At 52.9% G+C, this 23655-nt stretch carries 28 protein-coding genes; 20 read left to right on the forward strand and 8 right to left on the reverse strand.

Annotated features, from left to right (window positions below):
• Positions 1 to 68: 68 nt before the first annotated feature.
• The 5 genes from ppiA to argD all read left to right on the forward strand — a co-directional run bounded on the left by ppiA (position 69) and on the right by argD (position 3407).
• Positions 69 to 641 carry a peptidylprolyl isomerase A gene (ppiA, locus tag QEN31_RS01855; protein WP_000920478.1) on the forward strand — a complete coding sequence of 191 codons (573 nt, stop codon included), beginning with the start codon at positions 69 to 71 and terminating at the stop codon, positions 639 to 641.
• Between the two features lie 108 nt (positions 642 to 749).
• A complete protein-coding gene (locus tag QEN31_RS01860; RefSeq protein WP_001521109.1) occupies positions 750 to 917 on the forward strand; it encodes a YhfG family protein in 168 nt (55 codons plus the stop codon).
• On the forward strand, positions 907 to 1509 hold the full coding sequence (locus QEN31_RS01865; protein WP_001280671.1) for a putative adenosine monophosphate-protein transferase Fic: 603 nt from the start codon (positions 907 to 909) through the stop codon (positions 1507 to 1509). Before QEN31_RS01860 ends, QEN31_RS01865 begins: the two co-directional genes overlap by 11 nt.
• 31 nt (positions 1510 to 1540) lie before the next feature.
• Positions 1541 to 2104, forward strand: coding sequence for an aminodeoxychorismate synthase component 2 (gene pabA, locus QEN31_RS01870; protein WP_000601880.1), 564 nt, complete (start codon positions 1541 to 1543; stop codon positions 2102 to 2104).
• 85 nt (positions 2105 to 2189) lie between these two features.
• Positions 2190 to 3407, forward strand: a complete 1218-nt coding sequence (gene argD / locus QEN31_RS01875; RefSeq protein WP_000190023.1) for a bifunctional acetylornithine/succinyldiaminopimelate transaminase — start codon at positions 2190 to 2192, stop codon at positions 3405 to 3407.
• A 42-nt stretch (positions 3408 to 3449) separates the two neighbouring features.
• Here the strand turns inward: argD and QEN31_RS01880 are convergent, their stop codons facing one another.
• Positions 3450 to 5537, reverse strand: a complete 2088-nt coding sequence (locus QEN31_RS01880; RefSeq protein ID WP_000269311.1) for a YccS/YhfK family putative transporter — start codon at positions 5535 to 5537, stop codon at positions 3450 to 3452.
• A gap of 48 nt (positions 5538 to 5585) precedes the next feature.
• A complete protein-coding gene (crp, locus tag QEN31_RS01885) occupies positions 5586 to 6218 on the reverse strand; it encodes a cAMP-activated global transcriptional regulator CRP (RefSeq protein ID WP_000242758.1) in 633 nt (210 codons plus the stop codon).
• 307 nt (positions 6219 to 6525) lie between these two features.
• On the opposite strand from crp, the gene QEN31_RS01890 reads away from it, so the two are divergent.
• The gene (locus tag QEN31_RS01890) at positions 6526 to 6930 is read left to right on the forward strand and encodes an OsmC family protein (protein WP_001148919.1); all 405 of its coding nucleotides are present in this window, start codon (positions 6526 to 6528) and stop codon (positions 6928 to 6930) included.
• A 95-nt stretch (positions 6931 to 7025) separates the two neighbouring features.
• Here the strand turns inward: QEN31_RS01890 and QEN31_RS01895 are convergent, their stop codons facing one another.
• From QEN31_RS01895 to QEN31_RS01905, 3 genes are read right to left on the reverse strand one after another with little or no spacing between them, the layout of a single operon-like run.
• Positions 7026 to 7895 carry a phosphoribulokinase gene (locus QEN31_RS01895; RefSeq protein WP_001274690.1) on the reverse strand — a complete coding sequence of 290 codons (870 nt, stop codon included), beginning with the start codon at positions 7893 to 7895 and terminating at the stop codon, positions 7026 to 7028.
• A 51-nt stretch (positions 7896 to 7946) separates the two neighbouring features.
• A complete protein-coding gene (locus tag QEN31_RS01900) occupies positions 7947 to 8165 on the reverse strand; it encodes a YheU family protein (protein ID WP_000586568.1) in 219 nt (72 codons plus the stop codon).
• On the reverse strand, positions 8162 to 9229 hold the full coding sequence (locus QEN31_RS01905; RefSeq protein ID WP_001214111.1) for a hydrolase: 1068 nt from the start codon (positions 9227 to 9229) through the stop codon (positions 8162 to 8164). The genes QEN31_RS01900 and QEN31_RS01905 overlap by 4 nt, the downstream gene beginning before the upstream one ends.
• 197 nt (positions 9230 to 9426) lie before the next feature.
• On the opposite strand from QEN31_RS01905, the gene QEN31_RS01910 reads away from it, so the two are divergent.
• Positions 9427 to 9738, forward strand: coding sequence for a monooxygenase (locus QEN31_RS01910; RefSeq protein ID WP_000047690.1), 312 nt, complete (start codon positions 9427 to 9429; stop codon positions 9736 to 9738).
• 1 nt (position 9739) lies between these two features.
• On the opposite strand, the gene QEN31_RS01915 is transcribed toward QEN31_RS01910, so the two are convergent.
• Together QEN31_RS01915 and QEN31_RS01920 are read right to left on the reverse strand one after the other, a co-directional pair.
• On the reverse strand, positions 9740 to 9961 hold the full coding sequence (locus tag QEN31_RS01915) for a hypothetical protein (RefSeq protein WP_001054041.1): 222 nt from the start codon (positions 9959 to 9961) through the stop codon (positions 9740 to 9742).
• A gap of 162 nt (positions 9962 to 10123) precedes the next feature.
• Positions 10124 to 12031, reverse strand: coding sequence for an ABC transporter ATP-binding protein (locus tag QEN31_RS01920; protein ID WP_000634766.1), 1908 nt, complete (start codon positions 12029 to 12031; stop codon positions 10124 to 10126).
• Positions 12032 to 12296: 265 nt separating this feature from the next.
• Between QEN31_RS01920 and kefG the strand changes: the two genes are divergently transcribed.
• The 4 genes from kefG to slyD all read left to right on the forward strand — a co-directional run bounded on the left by kefG (position 12297) and on the right by slyD (position 15549).
• Positions 12297 to 12848, forward strand: coding sequence for a glutathione-regulated potassium-efflux system ancillary protein KefG (gene kefG, locus QEN31_RS01925; protein ID WP_000081820.1), 552 nt, complete (start codon positions 12297 to 12299; stop codon positions 12846 to 12848).
• The gene (gene kefB / locus QEN31_RS01930; RefSeq protein ID WP_000398133.1) at positions 12848 to 14653 is read left to right on the forward strand and encodes a glutathione-regulated potassium-efflux system protein KefB; all 1806 of its coding nucleotides are present in this window, start codon (positions 12848 to 12850) and stop codon (positions 14651 to 14653) included. Before kefG ends, kefB begins: the two co-directional genes overlap by 1 nt.
• A gap of 10 nt (positions 14654 to 14663) precedes the next feature.
• Positions 14664 to 14864: a YheV family putative zinc ribbon protein gene (locus QEN31_RS01935; protein WP_001007735.1), complete on the forward strand. Its 201-nt coding sequence runs from the start codon at positions 14664 to 14666 to the stop codon at positions 14862 to 14864.
• A gap of 94 nt (positions 14865 to 14958) precedes the next feature.
• Positions 14959 to 15549 carry a peptidylprolyl isomerase gene (slyD, locus tag QEN31_RS01940; protein WP_000861341.1) on the forward strand — a complete coding sequence of 197 codons (591 nt, stop codon included), beginning with the start codon at positions 14959 to 14961 and terminating at the stop codon, positions 15547 to 15549.
• Between the two features lie 187 nt (positions 15550 to 15736).
• Here slyD and QEN31_RS01945 read toward each other — a convergent pair whose 3' ends face one another.
• Positions 15737 to 15955, reverse strand: coding sequence for a protein SlyX (locus QEN31_RS01945; RefSeq protein WP_001152701.1), 219 nt, complete (start codon positions 15953 to 15955; stop codon positions 15737 to 15739).
• Between the two features lie 219 nt (positions 15956 to 16174).
• On the opposite strand from QEN31_RS01945, the gene fkpA reads away from it, so the two are divergent.
• The 9 genes from fkpA (at position 16175) to tuf (ending at position 23562) form a co-directional block, all read left to right on the forward strand.
• Positions 16175 to 16993 (forward strand): FKBP-type peptidyl-prolyl cis-trans isomerase, encoded by an 819-nt coding sequence (fkpA, locus tag QEN31_RS01950; protein ID WP_000838227.1) that lies wholly within the window; start codon positions 16175 to 16177, stop codon positions 16991 to 16993.
• 276 nt (positions 16994 to 17269) lie between these two features.
• Positions 17270 to 17992: a helix-turn-helix transcriptional regulator gene (locus tag QEN31_RS01955; protein WP_000091471.1), complete on the forward strand. Its 723-nt coding sequence runs from the start codon at positions 17270 to 17272 to the stop codon at positions 17990 to 17992.
• Entirely contained in the window at positions 17992 to 18378 is a 387-nt protein-coding gene (gene tusD / locus QEN31_RS01960) for a sulfurtransferase complex subunit TusD (protein ID WP_001268010.1), read from the forward strand. Before QEN31_RS01955 ends, tusD begins: the two co-directional genes overlap by 1 nt.
• Complete coding sequence (gene tusC, locus QEN31_RS01965; RefSeq protein ID WP_000820704.1) at positions 18378 to 18734, forward strand: sulfurtransferase complex subunit TusC; 357 nt, start codon at positions 18378 to 18380, stop codon at positions 18732 to 18734. The genes tusD and tusC overlap by 1 nt, the downstream gene beginning before the upstream one ends.
• 7 nt (positions 18735 to 18741) lie before the next feature.
• Positions 18742 to 19029 carry a sulfurtransferase complex subunit TusB gene (tusB, locus tag QEN31_RS01970; RefSeq protein WP_000903400.1) on the forward strand — a complete coding sequence of 96 codons (288 nt, stop codon included), beginning with the start codon at positions 18742 to 18744 and terminating at the stop codon, positions 19027 to 19029.
• 125 nt (positions 19030 to 19154) lie between these two features.
• Entirely contained in the window at positions 19155 to 19529 is a 375-nt protein-coding gene (rpsL, locus tag QEN31_RS01975) for a 30S ribosomal protein S12 (RefSeq protein WP_000246815.1), read from the forward strand.
• Between the two features lie 95 nt (positions 19530 to 19624).
• A complete protein-coding gene (gene rpsG / locus QEN31_RS01980; protein WP_001138042.1) occupies positions 19625 to 20095 on the forward strand; it encodes a 30S ribosomal protein S7 in 471 nt (156 codons plus the stop codon).
• 96 nt (positions 20096 to 20191) lie between these two features.
• A complete protein-coding gene (fusA, locus tag QEN31_RS01985) occupies positions 20192 to 22306 on the forward strand; it encodes an elongation factor G (RefSeq protein ID WP_000124693.1) in 2115 nt (704 codons plus the stop codon).
• A 71-nt stretch (positions 22307 to 22377) separates the two neighbouring features.
• Positions 22378 to 23562: an elongation factor Tu gene (tuf, locus tag QEN31_RS01990; protein ID WP_000031748.1), complete on the forward strand. Its 1185-nt coding sequence runs from the start codon at positions 22378 to 22380 to the stop codon at positions 23560 to 23562.
• The last annotated feature ends 93 nt before the right edge of the window (positions 23563 to 23655 follow it).

The following is a 23655-nucleotide window of genomic DNA, read 5'->3' on the forward strand; positions in this document are numbered from 1 at the left end:
GCCTGGCCCAGGAAGGCTCTTTAAAATCATTCCACTTGCTTTATTTCTGCTCTCTTTAAGGAAATCTCATGCTCAAATCGACTCTGGCGGCTGTCGCAGCTGTTTTCGCTCTTTCTGCTCTTTCTCCCGCAGCGTTGGCAGCAAAAGGCGATCCTCATGTGCTGTTAACCACCTCCGCCGGGAATATTGAGCTGGAGCTGAACAGCCAGAAAGCGCCGGTTTCTGTGAAAAACTTTGTCGATTACGTCAACAGTGGTTTCTATAACAACACTACGTTTCACCGCGTTATTCCTGGCTTTATGATTCAGGGTGGTGGTTTTAACGAGCAGATGCAGCAGAAGAAACCGAATCCGCCTATTAAGAATGAAGCCGACAACGGTCTGCGTAATACTCGCGGCACGATCGCGATGGCGCGCACCGCAGATAAAGACAGCGCCACCAGCCAGTTCTTTATTAACGTCGCGGATAACGCTTTTCTCGACCACGGCCAGCGCGACTTTGGCTATGCGGTATTTGGTAAAGTGGTAAAAGGTATGGATGTCGCCGATAAAATCTCACAGGTACCGACGCACGATGTCGGGCCTTATCAGAATGTGCCGACAAAACCAGTCGTTATCCTTTCCGCGAAAGTCCTGCCATAAAACATGCCTGCGCGGGTGCGAGCCGCCCGCGTTTTCTCCCTGTCTCAGCGTAACCTGAAATTGCTGCTTATACTTGTGGTCAAGCACAGGCATATTCAGGGAGGCCAGGTGAAGAAACTTACCGATAAACAAAAGTCACGCTTTTGGGAGCAACGGCGCAACGTTAACTTCCAGCAAAGCCGCCGTCTCGAAGGTATTGAGATCCCCTTAGTAACCCTGACTGCCGACGAAGCGCTGGTACGTCTTGACGAGCTTCGGAGGCACTATGAGCGATAAATTTGGCGAAGGACGCGATCCGTACCTCTATCCGGGGCTGAATGTGATGCGTAATCGGCTGGGGATTCATCAGGCCCAGCGACTGGCGCAAGCGGCATACGAAATGACCGCGCTCCGCGCCGCTACGATTGAACTGGGGCCGCTGGTACGCGGCTTGCCTCATCTGTGCGCGATTCATCGCCAGCTCTATCAGGATATTTTCGACTGGGCAGGGCAACTGCGGGAGGTCGATATTTACCAGGGCGATACCCGTTTTTGCCACTTTGCCTATATCGAAAAAGAGGGCAACGCTCTGATGCAGGATCTGGAAGAAGAGGGCTACCTGGTTGGTCTGGCGCACGAGAAGTTTGTCGAGCGGCTGGCGCATTACTACTGTGAAATTAATGTGCTTCATCCGTTTCGTTTTGGGAGCGGGTTGGCGCAGCGCATCTTCTTTGAACAACTGGCGCTACATGCAGGCTACGCGCTGAGTTGGCAAGGTATTGCGGTTGAAACATGGAAGCAGGCGAACCAGAGCGGCGCGATGGGCGATCTCTCCGCTTTGCGGGCGATTTTTCAGAAAGCGATAAGCGAAGCTCGCGAAACTGAGTAAAATAGTGCGGTTCTACTCACCCGGAGCCGCCATGATCCTGCTTATCGATAACTATGATTCCTTTACCTGGAACCTCTACCAGTATTTTTGTGAACTGGGCGCGGAAGTGCAGGTCCGGCGCAATGATGCGCTAACGCTGGCGCACATTGACGCTTTGAACCCGCAAAAAATCGTTATCTCTCCTGGCCCCTGTACGCCGAATGACGCTGGCATTTCACTGGCGGTCATCCGCCATTATGCCGGACGTATTCCGATGCTGGGCGTTTGCCTGGGTCATCAGGCGATGGCGCAGGCCTTTGGTGCGTCGGTAGTGCGGGCAGCGAAAGTGATGCACGGTAAAACGTCACCTGTTACGCATAATGGACAGGGCGTGTTTCGGGGATTGCCCAGCCCGTTAACCGTGACACGTTACCACTCGCTGATTGTCGACCCTGCCACGTTGCCTGAGTGTTTTGAGATCACCGCCTGGAGCGAAACGCAGGAGATTATGGGCATTCGCCACCGCGAGTGGGATCTGGAAGGCGTGCAGTTCCACCCGGAAAGTATTCTCAGCGAACAAGGACACGCTCTGCTGAAAAATTTCCTCCGGCGTTGATTTGTGGTTGCTATTGAGTGATTTTTTATTCATATTTTGTGATTATAATTTCACTGGCATTTCTACTTAACCGGGTGGTAATGATATGGCAACTGAACAAACGGCTATTACGCGCGCAACTTTTGATGAGGTGATTCTGCCTGTTTATGCACCGGCGGACTTTATTCCGGTCAAAGGTAAAGGCAGCCGAGTATGGGATCAGCAGGGCAAAGAGTATATTGATTTCGCCGGCGGGATTGCAGTGACTGCGCTGGGCCATTGCCATCCGGCGCTGGTCGAGGCGCTGAAATCCCAGGGGGAAACCTTGTGGCATACCAGTAACGTTTTTACCAATGAACCAGCGTTGCGTCTGGGACGTAAACTGATCGACGCCACGTTTGCCGAGCGCGTGCTGTTTATGAATTCCGGCACCGAAGCGAACGAAACCGCTTTTAAACTGGCGCGTCATTATGCCTGCGTGCGCCATAGCCCGTTCAAAACGAAAATCATTGCCTTCCATAACGCTTTTCATGGCCGTTCCTTGTTTACCGTCTCTGTAGGCGGGCAGCCGAAATATTCCGACGGCTTTGGGCCGAAACCCGCCGATATTATTCACGTTCCCTTCAACGATCTTCATGCGGTGAAAGCGGTAATGGATGACCACACCTGCGCGGTGGTGGTCGAGCCGATTCAGGGTGAAGGCGGCGTGCAGGCGGCTACACCGGAATTCCTCAAAGGGTTACGCGACCTGTGTGACGAGCATCAGGCGTTGCTGGTGTTTGATGAAGTGCAGTGTGGGATGGGGCGCACCGGAGACCTGTTTGCCTATATGCACTACGGCGTCACGCCGGATATCCTCACCAGCGCCAAAGCGTTAGGCGGCGGTTTTCCGGTGAGCGCCATGCTGACCACGCAGGAAATAGCCTCGGCCTTCCATGTAGGTTCGCATGGTTCAACCTATGGCGGCAATCCGCTGGCCTGTGCGGTGGCTGGCGCGGCATTCGATATTATTAATACGCCAGAGGTACTACAAGGCATTCACACTAAGCGGCAACAGTTTGTGCAACATTTGCAGGCGATTGACGAGCAATTTGACATTTTCAGCGATATTCGCGGCATGGGGCTGCTGATTGGCGCGGAACTGAAGCCGAAGTACAAAGGTCGGGCGCGCGATTTTCTGTACGCAGGCGCGGAGGCCGGCGTGATGGTGCTCAATGCCGGAGCCGACGTGATGCGTTTTGCCCCGTCGCTGGTGGTGGAAGAGGCGGATATCCATGAAGGAATGCAGCGCTTTGCGCAGGCGGTAGGGAAGGTGGTGGCCTGATGGCGGATTGCCGGATAAGCGTAGCGCATCCGGCGGTCGGTCTTAACCTTTTGTATCCCGTAGCCGCTTACTCAGCCAGATACCGTGATGCGGACGCTGACGCCAGGCCATCGACGAAATGGTGTGCATGGTGTTCAGATGGCCGATGATGCGCTGTAAATGTTGTTCCAGAGTGCTCAATAAGCCATGTGACGGCATGTCCGGCGACTCCAGAATATTGACATCGCCGGAGCCGCCTGGCCTGTCGTACTCCAGGCGCTGCTGGCAGCGCTGAATCGCAATCTCGCAAGATTCCAGATAGCGCTGCGCCAGATCCGGCGTCAGCATGGTGTGTTCCCGCGCCAGCGTCGTCATAGCGTTGATATGCTCGACAATAAACTGGCTGTGCGTGACCCATAGTTTCATATCCGACAGATAGTGGGTATTGAATCCGGGTTCCTGCATTGCCTGATTTAACGAGTTGAATAACGTGTTATGCGCCTGGTTGACCCGCATTCTTTGATAAGCGAGCGGGGTGGCCTGCGGATCGTTACTGAGGATCAGTCGGATAGCTTCTTGATCGGCTTCCAGCGCATCATGGGCGTTTTTACGTAATAGCCCGCTTTGCCATTGCGGCCACAGCCAGACCATGCCGCCAAAGGCAATTAAACAGCCAATCAGCGTATCGATCAGCCTCGGCACAATAAACTGCTCTCCGTTTAACGTCAGTAACTGGATGGTGTATACCGCCGTCACCGTAAAGCCGACCGTCGCCCAGCCGTAGTTTTTACGAATAATCAGATAACTTGCCAGCGTTAGTACCAGCATGACCGCCAGCGTAATGCTTTCGGGAATATGTAAGTGCAGCGTGACGCCGGCAATCACCAGGCCGACCAGCGTTCCGACCGAACGGTGCAGAATACGTACGCGCGTCGCGCCATAGCCGTTTTGGGTGACAAACAGCACCGTCATGAGTATCCAGTACGGTTTAGGCAGGTGCAACGCACTGCCCATCAGACTGGCGATGCTCATCATCACGCTGATGCGTCCGGCGTTGCGTAGCGCCGGCGATTTAAGAGACATATAATTTTTCAGCGCCGGAAGTAGCGGCAAACGACGCTGTTTATCGGCCATCAGGTCGCGGGCGTACAGCGGTCGCTGAGTACGCAGCACACGGGCGATTCGACTGAAGTGCCAATAGCAGAACTGGCCTACCGGATTTTCAGGATGCTGATTGGCGATCTTCTCCAGAGCGCCAATCTGTTTTTCCATGGAGAAGCGCGTCGGCAGACGATGATAAAGAATGTCATCCGCCAGCACGCGCAGACGGGCGGCGACCGTTTGCGCATTCCAGCGAATCACCTCTTCCGCATGGCTGCGTTCTACCAGTTTCTGTACCTCTTCCGGCTGATGCAAGCTGACGGAGATGTGCTCCTGCAAATCCATCGCTTCCTGAAAAGCCCGTAGTAGACGCTTGTAATCATTATTGTTGTGCGCCGAAAGCATATGCATCTGTTGGTAACACTGGGTAATGAGATCGACCGCTTTTTGCTGGCGTATCAGCAGGGGAGGCAGCGCTTTTTCCGGATCGATATGTTGGGTGAGCAGGCTGTATTTCGCTTCGCAATAATCGGCCAGTTCACGGTATAACAAACTCAATGACTCGCGCAGCGGCTGTTCGCGCCATAGCCAGAACCAAAACCAGTTAAACACGCCGTACCATAGCGTGCCCAGCGCATAAATGAGCAGCGGCTCCCAGACGGGCATGTATCCCGCAAGGCTCAGGGTAAAGATGGCGGCAATCAGCGATGCTGGCAGTAGCCGCGCGTGAAGCGGGCTAATTTCCGCCGTCACGCCAAGCACCAGCGTGAGGCCGGTCAGGATCAACGGCAGGGGGATGGATTCCGCCAGCAGAAGTTGCGTTACCAGACTGCATCCGGCGAACAGCGACGCGCCGATGATCAGGCGTTTAAAAAAGCGTTTGTGCGGGGTATCCAGACCTGCAATGTTGCAGCAGGCGGGAACGAGAGAGAAAAGCAAGCCCAGGTGTAGCTGGCCTATTAATAAACCAACAGCCACAGGCAGGCACAGCACCAGCGTTTGCCGTAGTGCGTAATTAATCTCTGGGTGATAAATCAGTCTTCGCCACATCGATGCAAACAAAAATGGCGCATGATAAAACGCGCCATTCTGACGGAATTAACGGGTGCCGTAGACGACGATGGTCTTGCCATGCGCGGAGATCAGGTTTTGATCTTCCAGCATTTTCAAAATACGACCAACGGTTTCGCGGGAGCAGCCGACGATCTGGCCGATTTCCTGACGAGTGATTTTGATCTGCATCCCATCCGGGTGCGTCATGGCATCGGGCTGTTTCGCCAGATTCAGCAGCGTCTGAGCGATACGCCCGGTGACGTCAAGGAAGGCGAGGTTACCTACTTTTTCAGAGGTGACTTGTAAGCGACGAGCCATCTGGGAAGAGAGGCGCATCAGAATATCCGGGTTGACCTGGATTAATTGGCGAAATTTTTTGTAGGAAATTTCAGCGACCTCACATGCGGTTTTCGCACGTACCCAGGCGCTGCGTTCCTGGCCTTCTTCAAACAGGCCCAGTTCACCAATAAAATCACCCTGATTCAGATAAGAAAGGATCATTTCTTTCCCTTCTTCATCTTTGATCAGCACTGCCACGGAGCCTTTAACGATGTAGTACAGCGTTTCTGCTTTTTCACCCTGGTGAATCAGCGTGCTCTTTGACGGGTACTTATGAATGTGGCAATGAGACAAGAACCATTCAAGAGTCGGGTCTGTTTGCGGTTTGCCAAGCACCATGCGCGGTTATCCTCTGTTATAAGCTGTCTCCAGAGCCAGAAAACGGCACTGTCTCTGGGGTTGCAAAAATATACTTCCCGCTACCTGGGAAGGGGGCTACGAAAATAGATTGTAGCCTGTAATGTGATGTCCTCTGCATACATGCAGTACGTCAATGTATTACTGTAGCATCTTGTCTGTTTTAGCATAGCTTTCGCCGTGTGTCTCCTGGTGTCTCGCTTCAGCATGACCCAGGTCGCCTTCCATTGCGACTTTTGTTGTATGCGCGTAATCTTTCAGGAAAATTGAAACATTGGAGTTACGAAATATGCAAGCGCGTGTAAAGTGGGTTGAAGGGCTCACGTTCCTCGGAGAGTCCTCCTCCGGCCACCAGATTTTAATGGATGGCAACTCCGGTGACAAAGCGCCGAGTCCGATGGAGATGGTATTAATGGCGGCTGGCGGATGTAGCGCTATTGATGTGGTATCAATCCTGCAAAAGGGCCGTCAGAATGTCACCAACTGCGAAGTGAAGCTGACATCCGAGCGCCGGGAAGACGCGCCGCGCCTGTTTACGCACATTAATCTGCATTTTATCGTTACCGGCAGCGATCTGAAAGAGGCTGCCGTCGCGCGCGCTGTCGATCTCTCCGCGGAAAAATATTGCTCGGTGGCGCTAATGCTGGAAAAAGCGGTCAATATTACCCATTCGTATGAAGTGATTGCGGCGTAACATGTGATGCCGGATGGCGGCGTGGCTTTATCCGGCCTACCCGTTTTTATCTCGTAGGCCCGATAAGCGTAGCGCCATCGGGCATTTCACCGCGGTTATTCGATTTTTTTGCCTTCCATTAATCGCTGCACCAGCGGCAACATAATCAGCTCCATCGCCAGCCCCATTTTGCCGCCCGGCACCACTAATGTATTAATGTGAGAAATGAACGAGCCCTGGAGCATCGCCAGGAGCCAGGGAAAATCGATCCCTTCCAGATTGCGGAAATGGATCACCACAAAACTCTCATCCAGCGAGGGAATACCCTTTGCGGCGAACGGATTGGACGTGTCGACGGTCGGTACGCGCTGGAAGTTGATATGGGTACGCGAGAATTGCGGCGTAATGTAATTGATGTAGTCGTCCATGGAACGCACCACGGAATCCATCACCGCTTCACGGGAGTGTCCGCGCTCGCTGGTGTCGCGAATCAGTTTCTGAATCCACTCGAGGTTGACGATAGGCACCACGCCAACCAACAGATCAACATGACGCGCGACATCATGTTGCGGGGTGACGACGCCGCCGTGCAGTCCTTCATAAAACAGCACATCGGTCGGTTCGGGTAGCGGCTGCCAGGGCGTAAACGTGCCGGGAACCTGATTCCACGGTACGGCTTCATCATAGGTATGCAGATATTTACGCGACTGGCCTTTACCCGTCTGCCCGTACTCAATAAAGGTATGTTCCAGTAGGCTGAAGTCATTGGCTTCAGGCCCGAAATAGCTGATATGCCGCCCGGCGTCACGCGCTTTGCGGATCGCCATATCCATTTCCGGGCGGGTGTAACGATGAAAACTGTCGCCTTCCACCTCGGCGGCGTGCAGATTTAACTGCGCGAAAATTTTACGAAACGCGAGGCTGGTGGTGGTGGTCCCCGCGCCGCTTGACCCTGTTACTGCTATCACCGGATGTTTGGCTGACATGGCAACTCCATGATTGAGCTTTAGTAATAATGTATTGTCGGCAAAGGCGTTTTATTCGCGAAACTGCTTTTTCGGCATAATATTGACCGTTTCATGTAATTCAGACCATACCAGCACGGCCTCGCCGGATTGCAGTTGGCGTTTTACGTCAGCGACTTTTTGTTCAAGCGAACGTTCATGTTCACCATAATCGGTGCCTTCGCGCAACACAAAGCTTTCGATCAGGTTGTCCAGCGTGTCGGGGGCGAGCCCCTGCCAGGGAATGATCATGATGACGCCTCCAGGTACGTTGTCAGCCAGTCAGGAATTCGGCGTTCCAGCCACATTTCAGGGCGCAACGGCGTACCGCCGATAAATCCTACGTGTCCGCCATGCTCAGTCAGCTGATACTCCACCTGCGGGGGCAGATCTTCCGCTTTAGGGATCACATGATGATCCATAAACGGATCGTCTTTAGCGTGAATAATCAGCGTCGGTTTAGCAATCTGGTTAAGCAACGGCATGGCGCTACACTGACGATAGTAGTCGATGGCGTCGGCAAAGCCGTGAATTTTCGCGGTGATCAGGTCGTCAAACTCGCGAATACGGCGCATTGATTTCAGTTGCGCCAGATTCACCGGCAGCGACCCGGGGTACGCCGCCAGCTTGCGTGACGCATTCGCTTTTAACAGATTAAGCAAATAACGCTGATAGACGCGGGAAAACCCTTTGTCCATGTGGTAGCTACAGGCTTCGAGAACGAAAGGTGCAGAAACAATTACCGCCGCCTCGATGGGAATATCGCGGCCTTCTTTCGCCAGCAGGCACGCCAGCATATTACCGCCGAGCGAATAGCCCACGGCGGCTGTCGGAACGGCGCCGAACTCCCGCTGTAGCCAGCGTAAAAACCAGGCTCCATCCTCCGTTTCACCGGAGTGGTAAATACGATTCAGACGGTTGGGCTCGCCGCTACAGCCGCGAAAGTGCATCACCACGCCTAGCCAGCCGCGCTTTTGCGCCGCCTCAATCAGCCCGTGGGCATAGGGGCTGTTCAGGCTGCCTTCCAGACCGTGAAAGACCACCAGCCGCGGTTTATACTTTGCCTGTTGCGGATCTTCGCTCCATGCCAGATCGACAAAATCGCCGTCCGGTAGCTCCAGCCGCTGCCAGTGGGCGTTGAACTTCACTTTGCGGCGGATTAAACGCGGCAGCATAGTTTGTAAATGGCGATTACGAATGCCACGCATGGGAATAAATTCATGCGAGTCATTGACAGGCGGGGTCATTTCTGTGGACGTGATCTCAACCATAGCACCAGAACAATTGATAATTGGAAACAATACTATACCGCGCATAAGGTTCACAGATTAGTCAATATGTGATTTTACGTTCAATTGGTCGTCTGGCGAAATAAAATTGCGCCTCATTTCACCAGAGAGGGCAGTATGCAAGGCGCGCGCAATACCCCACAGAAATCGCGTGAACCTCTGCATCAGCCGAATTAATCGTGGTAGTGTGGCAACACGATAGTTATGCGACTCAAGGAGAAGGCATGTCGAAGACACTTTTACAGATCCATTTTAACTTTAGCGGCCCTTTTGGCGAGGAGATGACTCAGCAACTGGTCGGGCTGGCGGAGTCTATCAATGAGGAGCCGGGCTTCATCTGGAAAATCTGGACAGAAAGCGAGAAAAACCAGCAAGCTGGCGGTATTTACTTGTTTGAATCCGAAGAAACGGCGCAGGCTTATATTAAAAAACACACTGCGCGTCTGAAAAATCTTGGCGTTGATGAGGTGACGTTTACATTATTTGGCGTGAACGACGCGCTGACGAAAATAAATCACGGCAACCTTTGCCGCTAAATCACATAACGCAGGCTTCTGTTCCGGTGCTGCTGACCGCAACGGTAATCTTTATACCGGGGCGAGTACCTAAGAGGCCTTTATGGACGAACAGCGGACCACGAACGTTCTCTTCCAGCGTGTTTAGCGCCTCGGCGGTACGGGCGATGTTGCCCTTCTCCACAAGCATCATTAAGATGGTGAGCTTGCGGAAGGTAATGTCATCGGTGATAGACAGGTTCATCGTCCGCCCCGTGCGTTAGAGCCTATCCCCGTAGGCGTAATTGTTGAAGCCAGTTTGGGGCCGGACAGCGCGCAGAAACCGGAGCGTACACATAGTACGTGAGGATTTCGAGCACTGCCCGGCCCTAAAATGGCGAATAAAATAGCCTAATGGGATAGGCTCTTAGTCGTTCTGCATCATCTGCTCAAGCTGCTCCTGCGCCTCAAGCCATGCCATTTCACACGCTTCCAGCCCGGATTTGGCGCTGGCCTGCAGTTGCAGACACTCGGTCATCTCCGCTTTACGGCTTGGGTCATACAGGCTGCTGTCGCCAAGCTTCTCTTCCGCCTGCGCCAGTTGGGCGTTGAGCTTTTCCATCTCTTTTTCCAGACGGGTAATCTCTTTACGCAGCGGTTGCGTCAGAGTGCGTAGCTCGGCTTCGCGACGCTTCTGATCTTTGCGTGACTGAGCGCTGTTGGCGTTGTTTTCCTTCGGCGCGTTGTCGGCCTGGTTTTCCTGTTTCTGCACGTCGCTCAGCCATTGCTGATAATCTTCCAGGTCTCCGTCGAACGGTTCGACCTTTTTGTCGTGAACCAGATAGAGGTCGTCAGTGGTGGAGCGAATCAGGTGGCGGTCGTGCGACACGACGACCAATGCGCCTTCGAAATCAATCAGCGCTTCGGTGAGCGCCTGACGCATGTCGAGATCCAGGTGGTTGGTCGGTTCATCGAGCAACAGCAGATTTGGACGCTGCCAGACGATCAGCGCCAGTACCAGGCGCGCTTTCTCGCCGCCGGAGAAACGTTGCGTCTCTTCCGTTACTTTGTCGCCCTGGAAACCGAAGCCGCCGAGATAGTCGCGCAGCTTCTGCTCCAGTTCCTGCGGCGCCAGACGCGCCATATGTTGCAGCGGGGATTCATCGGCGCGCAGGAACTCCAGTTGGTGCTGGGCGAAGTAGCCGAGCTTAATGCCTTTGGCGAGGCCGATTTCACCGTGCAACGGTTCCAGTTCGCCCGCCAGCAGCTTGATCAGCGTCGATTTCCCCGCGCCGTTGCGACCCAGCAGGCCGATACGCGAGCCGGGCACCAGGTTCAGCTTGATGGATTCCAGAATGATGCGATCGCCATAACCTGCGCTGACTTTTTCCATCTTCAGCAGCGGGTTCGGCAGGCTTTCCGGCGCGCGGAAGCTGAAATGGAACGGGTTGTCGACATGAGCCGGCGCAATCAGCTCCATACGCTCCAGCATCTTGATACGGCTTTGCGCCTGCTTGGCCTTGGTCGCTTTAGCGCGGAAACGGTCGATGTAGCTTTGCAGATGCGCCACACGCTCCTGCTGACTCTCATACATCGCCTGCTGTTGCGCCAGGCGCGTGGCGCGCTGAACTTCAAACGCGCTGTAGTTGCCGGTGTACTCGAACAGAGTCTGTTGTTCGATATGGATAATTTTATCCACTATCGGGTCAAGAAAGTCGCGATCGTGGGAGATCAGAATCAGGGTGCCCGGATAGCTCTTCAGCCATTTTTCCAGCCAGATGACGGCATCCAGATCGAGGTGGTTGGTCGGTTCGTCGAGCAGCAGTAAATCGGAACGGCAAATCAGCGCCTGGGCCAGGTTAAGGCGCATCCGCCAGCCGCCGGAAAAGTCGCTGACCGGACGTTCCAGCTGATCGTTAGAGAAGCCGAGACCGTGTAGCAGGCTGGCGGCGCGCGAACGAACGGTCCATGCGTCGATGGCGTCCAGCTTGCCATGTATGGAGGCGATAGCATGTCCGTCGTTACGTTCGTTGGCGTCGTTAAGCTGCGCCTCCAGCTGCCGGTATTCACGGTCGCCGTCAATGACATACTCAATCGCTGGCTGAGGCAACGCAGGTGTTTCCTGATTCACCCACGCTAATTGCCAGGTTCCGGGCAGGGTAAAACTCCCGGCATCGGCGCTGATTTCATTTTTTAGCAATGCCAGCAGGGTAGATTTACCGCAGCCGTTTTTACCCACCAGGCCGACTTTCTGGCCTGGATTAATGGTAGCCGAGGCATTGTCCAGTAGGACGCGCACGCCGCGACGAATTTGTAACGAGGAGAAAACAATCATAAGGCGCCGTATGTTCAGACTATGTTAATTTATCATTATGATAATGTAATATTCGGGCGTACCGCCGCGCTGGAGCGCAATGGTAGCTCAAAACAACAACGATACACAAAATCATTCAGGCCGCCTTTGGTGAGGGACAAGAATATCTCTCATTAATCCCCAGCGGCGGACATAGAGTACGTTCCTGAGTTGAACAAACGCTGTCAACGTAGAAGCGGCCTGAAGAATGGCATGTATCGACCCAAAACAACCGGGAGGGGGATTGATGTCTCAGCCAGCGAAAGTCTTGCTGTTGTATGCCCATCCGGAATCTCAGGACTCGGTTGCTAACCGGGTACTGCTTAAACCGGCCATACAGCACAATAACGTAACCGTGCACGATCTTTATGCGCGCTATCCTGATTTTTTTATCGACACGCCCTATGAACAAGCCCTGTTACGTGAGCACGACGTCATTGTTTTTCAGCATCCCCTTTACACCTATAGCTGTCCGGCTTTACTGAAAGAATGGCTTGATCGCGTTTTGAGTCGGGGGTTCGCCAGCGGACCAGGGGGAAACCAACTGGTGGGAAAGTACTGGCGTAGCGTGATTACGACCGGCGAGCCGGAGAGCGCTTACCGGTATGACGCGCTAAACCGCTATCCAATGAGCGATGTACTCCGCCCTTTTGAACTGACCGCGGCCATGTGCCGGATGCACTGGATGCCGCCCATTATTGTGTACTGGGCGCGCCGCCAGTCGCCGCAGACGCTGGCCAGTCATGCGAAAGCCTATGGCGAGTGGCTGGCGAATCCTGTGAGCGCGGGAGGCTATTGATGGAAGGTGCTGATTTATTGACCGCGGGAGTGTTGTTCCTCTTCGCAGCGGTAGCGGCGGTGCCGTTAGCCGCCAGGCTGGGCATCGGCGCGGTGCTAGGGTATTTGCTGGCGGGAATCGCCATCGGTCCGTGGGGGCTGGGATTTATCAGCGACGTTGACGAGATCCTGCACTTTTCCGAACTGGGCGTCGTGTTTCTGATGTTTATCATTGGTCTCGAACTCAATCCGTCCCGGCTTTGGCAACTGCGGCGCTCTATCTTCGGCGTCGGCGCTGCTCAGGTGCTGTTAAGCGCGGCGGTGCTGGCGGGATTATTGATGCTTGCTGATTTCTTATGGCAGGCGGCGGTCGTCGGCGGGATTGGCCTGGCGATGTCTTCGACGGCGATGGCGCTACAACTGATGCGCGAGAAAGGCATGAATCGTAGCGAGTCCGGGCAGTTAGGGTTTTCCGTCTTACTGTTTCAGGATTTAGCGGTGATCCCCGCACTGGCGTTGGTGCCTTTATTGGCGGGATCGGCCGACGAGCATTTCGACTGGTTTAAAGTGGCAATGAAGGTACTGGCTTTCGCGGTAATGCTGATTGGCGGTCGTTACCTGCTGCGCCCGGTATTTCGTTTTATTGCTGCGTCTGGCGTGCGGGAGGTCTTCACTGCCGCGACGCTGTTGCTGGTGTTGAGCGCCGCCTTATTTATGGATGCGCTGGGACTGTCGATGGCCCTGGGAACCTTCATTGCCGGCGTTTTACTGGCAGAGAGCGAATACCGGCATGAGCTGGAAAATGCTATCGATCCCTTTAAAGGTTTACTGCTTGGGCTGTTCTTTATCTCCGTCGGTATGTCGCTAAATCTCGGCGTACTTTATACCCATTTACTGTGGGTGGCGGCGAGCGTTGTTATTCTGGTCGTCATAAAAATGTTGACGCTGTATCTGCTGGCGCGGCTATATGGAATAAGAAGTTCTGAACGGATGCAGTTTGCCAGCGTGCTGAGTCAGGGGGGCGAGTTCGCTTTTGTGCTCTTTTCTACCGCCTCTTCTCAGCGCCTGTTTCAGGGCGATCAGATGGCGTTATTATTGGTGACTGTCACATTATCAATGATGACCACGCCGCTACTGATGAAAGGGATTGATAAGTGGTTATCGCGCCGCCTTAATGGCCCGGAAGAGAATGATGAAAAGCCGTGGGTTGAGGATGATAAGCCCCAGGTGATTGTCGTCGGCTTTGGCCGTTTTGGTCAGGTGATCGCTCGCTTATTGATGGCGAATAAGATGCGTATCACCGTGCTGGAACGCGATATCGGCGCCGTTAATCTGATGCGCAAATATGGTTATAAAGTGTATTACGGCGACGCTACACAAGTCGAGCTGCTGCGTTCTGCGGGCGCGGAAGCGGCGGAGTCGATAGTCATCACGTGTAATGAACCGGAAGACACGATGAAGCTGGTGGCGCTGTGTCAGCAGCATTTTCCTCATCTGCATATTCTTGCGCGAGCGCGTGGACGTGTGGAGGCCCATGAGTTATTACAGGCTGGCGTCACGCAGTTTTCCCGTGAAACGTTTTCCAGCGCGCTGGAACTGGGACGTAAAACTCTGGTGTCGTTAGGTATGCATCCGCATCAGGCGCAACGCGCGCAGTTGCATTTTCGTCGGCTGGATATGCGAATGTTGCGGGAACTGATCCCGGAGCATAGCGACATGGTACAGATTTCGCGCGCCAGAGAGGCCCGACGCGAACTGGAGGAGATTTTTCAGCGGGAAATGCAACAGGAACGGCGCCAGTTGGATGGCTGGGATGAATTTGAGTAGGGGTAAAACAATGGCAATCCGTAAACGTTTTATTGCAGGCGCGAAATGTCCGGCCTGTCAGGCGCAGGATACAATGGCGATGTGGCGTGAAAATAATGTCGATATTGTTGAATGCGTTAAGTGCGGGCATCAAATGCGGGAAGCGGATAAAGACGTCCGCGAGCATGTTCGCAAAGAAGAGCAAGTGATCGGGATTTTTCATCCGGACTAGCGATATGCCGCAGGTTTTTTTAAGCTAAGGGGTACACGGCTGCAGAATTCCGCTACAATCTGCGCCACTATTCTTCCCATGCTCAGGAGATATCATGAAAGTAGCAAAAGACCTGGTGGTCAGCCTGGCCTATCAGGTACGTACAGAAGACGGTGTGTTGGTTGATGAGTCTCCGGTGAGTGCGCCGCTGGATTACCTGCACGGTCACGGCTCCCTGATCTCTGGTCTGGAAACCGCGCTGGAAGGCCATGAAGTTGGCGACAAATTTGATGTCGCTGTTGGCGCGAACGACGCTTACGGCCAGTATGACGAAAATCTGGTGCAGCGTGTGCCTAAAGACGTCTTTATGGGCGTTGATGAACTGCAGGTAGGGATGCGTTTCCTGGCGGAAACCGACCAGGGCCCGGTACCGGTAGAGATTACCGAAGTGGAAGACGATCACGTTGTGGTTGATGGTAACCACATGCTGGCGGGCCAGAATCTGAAATTTAACGTAGAAGTTGTTGCGATTCGTGAAGCGACTGAAGAAGAACTGGCTCACGGTCATGTTCATGGCGCGCACGATCACCACCACGATCACGGTGAAGACGGCTGCTGTGGCGGTCATGGTCATGACCATGGTCACGAGCACGGCGGCGAAGGCTGCTGCGGCGGTGGTGGTAAAGGCGGCTGCGGCTGCCATTAATCCCCGTCGTCTTTCAAGCCACCGCGGTGTTGGCTACGCTTTCAAACCCCGGTCACATAGTTATCTATGCTCCCGGGGAATTTTCAAGCTTGCAGCCTTGCTGTGACTCGAAATCCTTAGGGTATTATCATTGGTTCGATAAATCATCGGGCACAAAAAAAGCGGGTTAACCCCGCTTTTTTTCGTCTCAATAATGCGGCGGCGGCGTTTCTTCTGCCTGAGAGGCGATATTTGACGGCTGACTGGCTTTTAACTTTTCCGTGAGCAAACGCAGATGATCGCGCAGCTTCGCCATCTCCATTTCATGTGCGGTTACCGTCAGGTTTAGTTCTTCTATGGTAATCTCCTGGAACGCCAGACGGCTTTCCAGTTCAGCCAGACGAGCTTCCATCGTGATATCCTGCATGATGTACCTCTTTATGTTGTCTCCGTCGGCGGATTCTACTTAACTTTACCGGCTTTCACAGCAACCATTACGCGCACTACGAAACTAATTTAAACAAAAAGAGTCTGAAAAGAAGTGATAATAGGGCGTGTTCGTATGTTGATTTGTTCTGCAACGATTTATAGTACGCTTCTTACGTAAGTTAACATGGGGCGAGATGCCCCGGCCCTGGAGATATGGATGAAATCACTGTTTAAAGCCACGCTGCTGGCAACTACGATGGCCGTTGCTATGCACGCACCGATCACTTTTGCTGCTGATGCGGCGAAACCGGCAGCTACCGCTGATAGCAAAGCAGCATTTAAAAACGACGATCAAAAAGCGGCTTATGCGCTGGGCGCCTCGCTGGGTCGTTACATGGAAAATTCGCTTAAAGAGCAGGAAAAGTTAGGCATCAAACTGGATAAAGATCAGTTGATTGCCGGCGTTCAGGATGCCTTTGCCGATAAGAGCAAACTGTCCGATCAGGAAATTGAGCAAACGCTGCAGACGTTTGAAGCACGCGTGAAGAGCGCTGCTCAGGCGAAGATGGAAAAAGACGCTGCCGATAACGAAGCAAAAGGTAAAACGTTCCGCGACGCTTTTGCTAAAGAGAAAGGTGTGAAAACCTCCTCTACCGGCCTGCTTTACAAAGTAGAGAAAGAAGGCACAGGCGAGGCGCCGAAAGATAGCGATACCGTTGTGGTGAACTACAAAGGTACTCTGATCGACGGTAAAGAGTTTGATAACTCTTACACGCGCGGCGAACCGCTCTCCTTCCGTCTGGACGGCGTTATCCCTGGCTGGACTGAAGGTCTGAAAAATATTAAGAAAGGCGGCAAGATCAAGCTGGTTATCCCACCTGAGCTGGCCTACGGTAAAACGGGCGTTCCGGGGATCCCGGCAAACTCAACCCTGGTATTCGACGTAGAGCTGCTGGATATCAAACCAGCGCCGAAAGCGGATGCTAAACCTGCCGATGCGGCTGACGCTAAAGCCGCAGATGCTGCTAAAAAATAAAAACTGAGAGCCGCCGCTTGTAATAGCGGCGGTTTTTTTTATTCAGGCCGGATATATTACTCACCATAATTTGATTTGCGGATAACGGCGCTTGCGCTGGTCGTTAAGGGCGAGACCGTAGGCTGAATGACCGCCAACGCACACGTAGTCTGAAATAGACGAGCAAATTAGTACTGGAAAGATGAACCCTCACTGTATTAATTTAATCATCCGCGTAAATAATGAGCCTGCCCTGAAAACATAACGACAGGCTCCTGAAAAGGAGTGTTTTTTTTCATGTCCAGGTCGCTTTTAACCAACGAAACCAGTGAACTTGATTTGCTGGATCAGCGTCCCTTCGAGCAAACCGACTTCGATATTCTGAAATCCTACGAAGCGGTAGTGGACGGGTTAGCGATGCTTATAGGTTCCCATTGTGAAATCGTATTGCACTCTTTGCAGGATCTAAAATGTTCAGCCATTCGTATTGCCAATGGCGAACATACGGGCCGTAAAATTGGCTCGCCGATTACCGACCTGGCGTTGCGTATGTTGCACGACATGACAGGGGCGGACAGTAGCGTGTCGAAATGCTATTTCACGCGCGCGAAAAGCGGTGTCTTGATGAAGTCGTTGACGATTGCCATTCGCAACCGCGAGCAGCGCGTCATTGGTCTACTGTGCATCAACATGAATCTCGATGTGCCATTTTCACAGATTATGAATACCTTTATTCCGCCGGAAACGCCGGAAGTCGGCTCAGCGGTTAATTTTGCCTCCTCAGTCGAAGATTTAGTCACCCAGACGCTGGAGTTCACGATCGAAGAAGTGAATGCCGATCGTAATGTTTCTAACAATGCGAAAAATCGTCAGATCGTCCTTAACCTGTACGAAAAAGGCATTTTCGATATTAAAGACGCCATTAACCAGGTAGCCGATCGTCTGAATATCTCAAAACACACGGTTTACCTCTATATTCGCCAGTTCAAAAGCGGCGACTTTCAGGGGCAGGATAAATAATGCGTTATGCCATTATGGTCACCGGGCCGGCATATGGCACCCAGCAGGCCAGCAGCGCATTGCAGTTCGCCCACGCGCTGCTCAATGAGGGGCATGAGTTAGCCAGCGTCTTTTTCTATCGGGAAGGTGTCTATAACGCCAATCTCCTGACCTCGCCGGCGAGCGATGAATATGATCTGGTACGCGCCTGGCAGAAATTGAATACGCAGCATGGCGTAGCGCTGAACATCTGTGTCGCGGCGGCGCTTCGTCGCGGTATTATTGATGAAACTGAAGCCGGCAGATTGGCGTTGCCGTCCGCCAATCTTCAGCCGGGCTTTACGCTAAGCGGCCTGGGCGCGCTGGCGGAGGCATCTCTCACCTGCGATCGGGTGGTGCAGTTTTAATGAAACGTATTGCATTTGTCTTTTCCACCGCGCCGCACGGCAGCGCCTCAGGTCGTGAAGGGCTGGATGCGCTGCTGGCGACGTCAGCGCTAACGGAAGCGCTGGGCGTCTTTTTTATCAGCGACGGCGTCTTTCAGTTATTACCCGGACAAAAACCAGACGCTGTACTGGCGCGTGACTATATTGCTACTTTCAAGCTCTTTGATTTGTACGATATTGATCAATGCTGGATCTGCGCGGCATCGCTGCGCGAGCGTGGTCTGGAGAACATTAATTTTGTGGTAGACGCCACGCCGCTGGAACCCGTGGCGTTACGCCGCGAGCTTGGCAACTATGATGTCATCCTGAGATTCTGAGGCGTTTATGCTGCATACCTTACCTCATTGCGCTTCGAGCGTTGATTTTCCCGCTTTGCTGCGCCTGCTAAAAGAGGGCGATGCGCTTTTGCTGCTCCAGGATGGCGTTACCGTCGCGATTGAAGGTAACCGCTTCCTTGAAAGTCTGCGCGATGCCCCCATAACGGTCTATGCCTTGAAAGAAGACATTGACGCCCGCGGCCTGGGTGGTCAAATTTCAGACAGTGTCGTCAGGGTTGACTATACTGAGTTTGTCAGACTCACGGTTAAGTATGCCAACCAGATGGCCTGGTGATGGCGGGATCGTTGTATATTTCTTGACACCTTTTCGACACCGCCCTAAAATTCGGCGTCCTCATATTGTGTGAGGGCGTTTTATTACGTGTTTACGAAGCAAAAGCTAAAACCAGGAGCTATTTAATGGCAACAGTTAACCAGCTGGTACGCAAACCACGTGCTCGCAAAGTTGCGAAAAGCAACGTGCCTGCGCTGGAAGCATGCCCGCAAAAACGTGGCGTATGTACTCGTGTATATACTACCACTCCTAAAAAACCGAACTCCGCACTGCGTAAAGTTTGCCGTGTTCGTCTGACTAACGGTTTTGAAGTGACTTCCTACATCGGTGGTGAAGGTCACAACCTGCAGGAGCACTCCGTGATCCTGATCCGTGGCGGTCGTGTTAAAGACCTCCCGGGTGTTCGTTACCACACCGTTCGTGGCGCGCTTGACTGCTCCGGCGTTAAAGACCGTAAGCAAGCTCGTTCTAAGTACGGCGTGAAGCGTCCTAAGGCTTAATGGTTCTCCGTTAAGTAAGGCCAAACGTTTTAAATTAATGTCAAACTAAACTCGTAGAGTTTTGGACAATCCTGAATTAACAACGGAGTATTTCCATGCCACGTCGTCGCGTCATTGGTCAGCGTAAAATTCTGCCGGATCCGAAGTTCGGATCAGAACTGCTGGCTAAATTTGTCAATATCCTGATGGTAGATGGTAAAAAATCTACTGCAGAATCAATCGTATACAGCGCGCTGGAGACCCTGGCTCAGCGTTCTGGTAAATCTGAACTGGAAGCTTTCGAAGTCGCTCTCGAAAACGTTCGCCCGACTGTAGAAGTTAAATCCCGCCGTGTAGGTGGTTCTACTTATCAGGTACCAGTTGAAGTCCGTCCGGTCCGTCGTAATGCTCTGGCAATGCGTTGGATCGTAGAAGCTGCTCGTAAACGCGGTGATAAATCCATGGCTCTGCGCCTGGCGAACGAACTTTCTGATGCTGCAGACAACAAAGGTACTGCAGTTAAGAAACGTGAAGACGTTCACCGTATGGCAGAAGCCAACAAGGCGTTCGCACACTACCGTTGGTAATCCCTTCGGAGTCATAGTCACCAGGCGGGCGCTTCAGGTAAGTCGCCCGTTTTGGATAACTTAACTGAACGCCTAAAGATATCAACGAGGAATCAAATGGCTCGTACAACACCCATCGCACGCTACCGTAATATCGGTATCAGTGCGCACATCGACGCCGGTAAAACCACTACTACCGAACGTATTCTGTTCTACACCGGTGTAAACCACAAAATCGGTGAAGTTCATGACGGCGCAGCTACCATGGACTGGATGGAGCAGGAGCAGGAGCGTGGTATTACTATCACCTCCGCAGCGACTACTGCATTCTGGTCTGGTATGGCTAAGCAGTATGAACCGCATCGCATCAACATCATCGACACCCCGGGGCACGTTGACTTCACTATCGAAGTAGAACGTTCCATGCGTGTTCTCGATGGTGCGGTAATGGTTTACTGCGCAGTTGGTGGTGTTCAGCCGCAGTCTGAAACCGTATGGCGTCAGGCAAACAAATACAAAGTTCCGCGTATTGCGTTCGTTAACAAAATGGACCGCATGGGCGCGAACTTCCTGAAAGTTGTTGGTCAGATCAAAACCCGTCTGGGCGCGAACCCGGTTCCGCTGCAGCTGGCAATTGGTGCTGAAGAAGGTTTCACCGGCGTTGTTGACCTGGTGAAAATGAAAGCCATCAACTGGAACGATGCCGACCAGGGCGTTACCTTCGAATACGAAGATATCCCGGCTGACATGCAGGACCTGGCTAACGAATGGCACCAGAACCTGATCGAGTCCGCCGCAGAAGCTTCTGAAGAGCTGATGGAAAAATACCTGGGTGGTGAAGAACTGACTGAAGAAGAGATCAAACAAGCTCTGCGTCAGCGCGTTCTGAACAACGAAATCATCCTGGTAACCTGTGGTTCTGCATTCAAGAACAAAGGTGTTCAGGCGATGCTGGATGCGGTAATTGATTACCTGCCATCCCCGGTAGACGTACCTGCGATCAACGGTATTCTGGACGACGGTAAAGATACTCCGGCTGAGCGTCACGCAAGCGACGACGAGCCGTTCTCTGCGCTGGCGTTCAAAATCGCTACCGACCCGTTTGTGGGTAACCTGACCTTCTTCCGTGTGTACTCCGGTGTGGTTAACTCTGGTGATACCGTACTGAACTCCGTGAAAACCGCACGTGAGCGTTTCGGTCGTATCGTTCAGATGCACGCCAACAAACGTGAAGAGATCAAAGAAGTTCGCGCGGGCGACATCGCGGCTGCTATCGGCCTGAAAGACGTGACTACCGGTGACACCCTGTGTGATCCGGAAAACCCGATCATTCTGGAACGTATGGAATTCCCTGAGCCGGTAATCTCCATCGCGGTAGAACCGAAAACCAAAGCTGACCAGGAAAAAATGGGTCTGGCTCTGGGCCGTCTGGCGAAAGAAGACCCGTCATTCCGCGTATGGACTGATGAAGAATCTAACCAGACCATCATCGCTGGTATGGGTGAACTTCACCTGGATATCATCGTTGACCGTATGAAGCGTGAATTCAACGTTGAAGCTAACGTGGGTAAACCTCAGGTTGCTTACCGCGAAGCGATTCGCGCGAAAGTTACCGACATCGAAGGTAAACACGCGAAACAGTCTGGTGGTCGCGGTCAGTATGGTCATGTTGTTATCGACATGTACCCGCTGGAGCCGGGCTCTAACCCGAAAGGTTACGAGTTCATCAACGACATCAAAGGTGGTGTAATTCCTGGCGAATACATCCCGGCCGTTGATAAAGGCATCCAGGAGCAGCTGAAATCTGGCCCGCTGGCTGGTTATCCGGTAGTTGATCTCGGTGTGCGTCTGCACTTCGGTTCTTACCATGACGTTGACTCCTCTGAGCTGGCGTTTAAACTGGCTGCGTCTATCGCCTTTAAAGAAGGCTTTAAGAAAGCAAAACCAGTTCTGCTTGAGCCGATCATGAAGGTTGAAGTAGAAACACCTGAAGAGAATACCGGTGACGTTATCGGCGACCTTAGCCGCCGTCGTGGTATGCTCAAAGGTCAGGAATCTGAAGTTACAGGCGTTAAGATCCACGCTGAAGTACCGCTGTCTGAAATGTTCGGATATGCAACTCAGCTGCGTTCTCTGACCAAAGGTCGCGCATCGTACACTATGGAATTCCTGAAGTATGATGATGCGCCGAACAACGTTGCTCAGGCCGTAATCGAAGCCCGTGGTAAATAAGCCGCAGGGTTAAAAACCAAAATCCCGTGCTCTCTCCTGAAGGGGAGAGCGCTATAGTAAGGAATATAGCCGTGTCTAAAGAAAAATTTGAACGTACAAAACCGCACGTTAACGTCGGTACTATCGGCCACGTTGACCATGGTAAAACAACGCTGACCGCTGCCATTACTACCGTACTGGCTAAAACCTACGGCGGTGCCGCTCGCGCATTCGACCAGATCGATAACGCGCCGGAAGAAAAAGCGCGTGGTATCACCATCAACACTTCTCACGTTGAATACGATACCCCGACCCGCCACTACGCACACGTAGACTGCCCGGGGCACGCTGACTATGTTAAAAACATGATCACCGGTGCTGCTCAGATGGACGGCGCGATCCTGGTTGTTGCTGCGACTGACGGCCCGATGCCGCAGACCCGTGAGCACATCCTGCTGGGTCGTCAGGTAGGCGTTCCGTACATCATCGTGTTCCTGAACAAATGCGACATGGTTGATGACGAAGAGCTGCTGGAACTGGTTGAGATGGAAGTTCGCGAACTGCTGTCTCAGTACGACTTCCCGGGCGACGACACTCCGATCGTTCGTGGTTCTGCTCTGAAAGCGCTGGAAGGCGACGCAGAGTGGGAAGCGAAAATCATCGAACTGGCTGGCTTCCTGGATTCTTATATTCCGGAACCAGAGCGTGCGATTGACAAGCCGTTCCTGCTGCCGATCGAAGACGTATTCTCCATCTCCGGTCGTGGTACCGTTGTTACCGGTCGTGTAGAGCGCGGTATCATCAAAGTGGGCGAAGAAGTTGAAATCGTTGGTATCAAAGAGACTCAGAAGTCTACCTGTACTGGCGTTGAAATGTTCCGCAAACTGCTGGACGAAGGCCGTGCCGGTGAGAACGTAGGTGTTCTGCTGCGTGGTATCAAACGTGAAGAAATCGAACGTGGTCAGGTACTGGCTAAGCCGGGCACCATCAAGCCGCACACCAAGTTCGAATCTGAAGTGTACATTCTGTCCAAAGATGAAGGCGGCCGTCATACTCCGTTCTTCAAAGGCTACCGTCCGCAGTTCTACTTCCGTACTACTGACGTGACTGGTACCATCGAACTGCCGGAAGGCGTAGAGATGGTAATGCCGGGCGACAACATCAAAATGGTTGTTACCCTGATCCACCCGATCGCGATGGACGACGGTCTGCGTTTCGCAATCCGTGAAGGCGGCCGTACCGTTGGCGCGGGCGTTGTTGCTAAAGTTCTGGGCTAATTACTCGTTAATTAGTTTTGAATTGAAGAGGGCGCTTCGGCGCCCTTTTTGTTGCCTGCTATTTAGCCGCTGTTATATTTATTCACCCTTTTT

This window comes from Salmonella sp. SA15303 (genome assembly GCF_029962125.1).
GTDB classification, from domain to species: Bacteria; Pseudomonadota; Gammaproteobacteria; order Enterobacterales; family Enterobacteriaceae; genus Salmonella; species Salmonella enterica.